Annotated in this window: 3 protein-coding genes and 1 tRNA gene; 2 read left to right on the top strand and 2 right to left on the bottom strand. The window is 36.0% G+C overall.

The window, feature by feature from the left end; genetic code table 11:
- Nucleotides 1-85 precede the first annotated feature (85 nt).
- Together ABZA26_RS12825 and ABZA26_RS12820 are read left to right on the top strand one after the other, a co-directional pair.
- Nucleotides 86-162: transfer RNA gene (locus ABZA26_RS12825), tRNA-Asp, on the top strand.
- 138 nt (nt 163-300) lie between these two features.
- Nucleotides 301-1,182: a DMT family transporter gene (locus tag ABZA26_RS12820; RefSeq protein WP_372714905.1), complete on the top strand. Its 882-nt coding sequence runs from the start codon at nt 301-303 to the stop codon at nt 1,180-1,182.
- Between the two features lie 53 nt (nt 1,183-1,235).
- Here the strand turns inward: ABZA26_RS12820 and ABZA26_RS12815 are convergent, their stop codons facing one another.
- Together ABZA26_RS12815 and ABZA26_RS12810 are read right to left on the bottom strand one after the other, a co-directional pair.
- Entirely contained in the window at nt 1,236-1,742 is a 507-nt protein-coding gene (locus ABZA26_RS12815) for a hypothetical protein (RefSeq protein ID WP_372714904.1), read from the bottom strand.
- A gap of 72 nt (nt 1,743-1,814) precedes the next feature.
- On the bottom strand, nt 1,815-2,384 hold a 570-nt coding region (locus ABZA26_RS12810; protein ID WP_372714903.1), incomplete at its 5' end, for a YaaA family protein.

The raw sequence follows: 2,384 nt of genomic DNA, 5'->3' as shown, positions 1-2,384 counted from the left end.
GCTCAGTTGGGAGAGCACCTGCCTTACAAGCAGGGGGTCACAGGTTCAAGTCCTGTTGCGACCACCATATTTATACATACCTAATGGGGGTGTAGCTCAGTTGGTTAGAGCACCGGCCTGTCACGCCGGGGGTCGCGAGTTCGAGTCTCGTCACTCCCGCCATTATTTGAACCATTTAGGTTCTTTTTTTTATTTTTTGGAAAATATATCTTTTGATATAAACTTGGTGTAGAATGAGAGACAAATTAAAAAAAGGGCTGGTGATATTTTGTGACTCTGAAGAAACATCATGGTATTATTATGGGTATTATGGCATGTTTTCTGTGGTCTAGTGCTTTTGCATGGGTCAAGATAGGATTTAAATATGTGCCTGCTCCTCTCACCTTTGCAGGGATGAGATTTACCCTTGCCGGTGTTATCCTTATTCCCTTTTGCTGGAGAAAAAATGTCTTTACCCTTTTGGCAACTCACAGAAGAGTAATAACCTATGTAGCCCTTCTCAATGTGGGAATAGGCTATGCCTTCTACTACACGGCAATGAAATATGTAAGCGGAGCCACTGCAGCCATAATAATAGGTACAGGTCCTCTTATAACTGCTGTGATGACTCACTTTATTTTAGATAACGACAAAATGGACAGGATGAAGTTTATGAGCATACTTTTAGGAATAATGGGTGTAGGGGTTATAATTTTTAATACTAAGCCCATAACTCCTGTAGGCAGAAAAGAGATGATGGGGATATTTATGCTTTTGATAAATTCCACTCTTTCCAGTTATGCCAATATAAAGGTTGCCCAAATAAAGGGAGGCATTGACGGAAGATTCCTTACATCTAATCAGATGCTGTGGGGAGGGACTATGCTCCTTATAATGGGTAGGATTTTTGAAAGGAGCTATAGTATCAGATTTTTTAATCTTCCTAAGGAGTTTTATTTAAGTCTCTTATGGCTTGCCTTTGTTTCTGCTGCAGCATTCTCACTCTGGTTTATGGCTATACAGATAGAGAATATGAAAGTTTCGGAACTGAATATGCTGAAATTTATAATACCTGTTTTAGGGGCTGTGATCAGCTGGACGATTCTTCCGGAAGAAAGTCCAAATTTTGTAAGCATACTGGGCATGATCCTTGTATTTACTTCGCTTATTGTGTATAACGTCAATAATAAAAAGAGTGCTTAGCACTCTTTTTTCTTTTGCTTTTTATATTGTTAAAGTTTAATATTTTTATCTTACTATTGGGCCATATTCAGCATTCTGTTATCCCAGTATTCCAGGCTCAACTGTGAATTAATCATATTATTATCTTTGTCTATTGTGTCCATACCTTTGAAAAAAACAGTGGTTTCACTATCTGGAAAGAAAGTTATGGAGTTTCCACGAAGGTTCATATCTCCCAAATTAATATTAATAGGATCTTTTGATACTGGGGTTCCCATATTTTTTTCCAGAGTTTCGTAGATATTTTTGATATCATTTTTTTCAACTCTTGAAGAGTCAAATACGACCTCTACTTTATAAAGGGACCCGTTTTTCAAATAAAACTTATAAGAGCTTATCTTGTCTTTTGGGTTTTCTTGGGAGAGAATCTTTGTATCCTGAAGATAACTGAGGTCCTCCTCTATACCCGGAAAGGACATCAAAATATCAAATTCCTTGTCCTTCCAATTGATAGATGGAAAGTCTGTGATAGCAAATATGAATGTGTACATGCTTAGAAATAAAAACAATAATTTTTTCATTTTTTCCTCTTTCTTTAAGTATTATTTTATCTGGGTAATTATGCTTCTCAAGGTTTAAACATATTAAAAAAATTATCTGGTAAACACATATCTGCTTTCTGTAGACAACTCCGGATTAAATGAATAACCCTGGAGGTCAAATGATTTAATGTCTTCTGGAGATTCTGACTTTTTTCTCACGAGATAATCTATCATCATTCCCCTCGCTTTCTTTGAATAAGTGCTTACAGAGGTATATTTTCCATTCTTATACTCTTTGAAATCCACACTGATAATAGTATACTTAAACTTTTTTTTATCTATCATCTTTATAAATTCCGAAGAAGCCAGGTCTATCAAAAAATTTTCGCCGTTATTTTCAAAGATACGATTTAGCTCGTCTGTGATAAACTCCTTCCAAAAACTGTAAAGAGAGATATCCTCAAAAACTCTGGTGGTAGCGTCGAGTCTATAGGGAGAAATAGAATCAAAGGGTGAAACGATTCCGTAGAACGCCGACAGAATTATCAGATGGTTTTTTAAGAAATCAGATTCCTCTTGAGAATAATTTTCCTCTTTTATCTTCTTGAATGCTGTTCCTGTGTAGGATGAGATAGCTTTTTTACGGGGATTATTTTCAAAGTTTTGAATATTCAAATATGT

This window comes from Ilyobacter sp., from assembly GCF_041583315.1.
Classification (GTDB): domain Bacteria; phylum Fusobacteriota; class Fusobacteriia; order Fusobacteriales; family Fusobacteriaceae; genus Ilyobacter.
The sequence above is the reverse complement of the archived record's forward strand: the minus strand, read 5'-3'. Positions and strand labels throughout refer to the sequence as shown.

What these genes read in the sequence shown, in the direction of transcription:
- ABZA26_RS12815 (WP_372714904.1), bottom strand. Translation starts at nt 1,742, where the DNA reads ATGAAAAAATTATTGTTTTTATTTCTAAGCATGTACACATTCATATTT.
- ABZA26_RS12820 (WP_372714905.1), top strand. Translation starts at nt 301, where the DNA reads ATGGGTATTATGGCATGTTTTCTGTGGTCTAGTGCTTTTGCATGGGTC.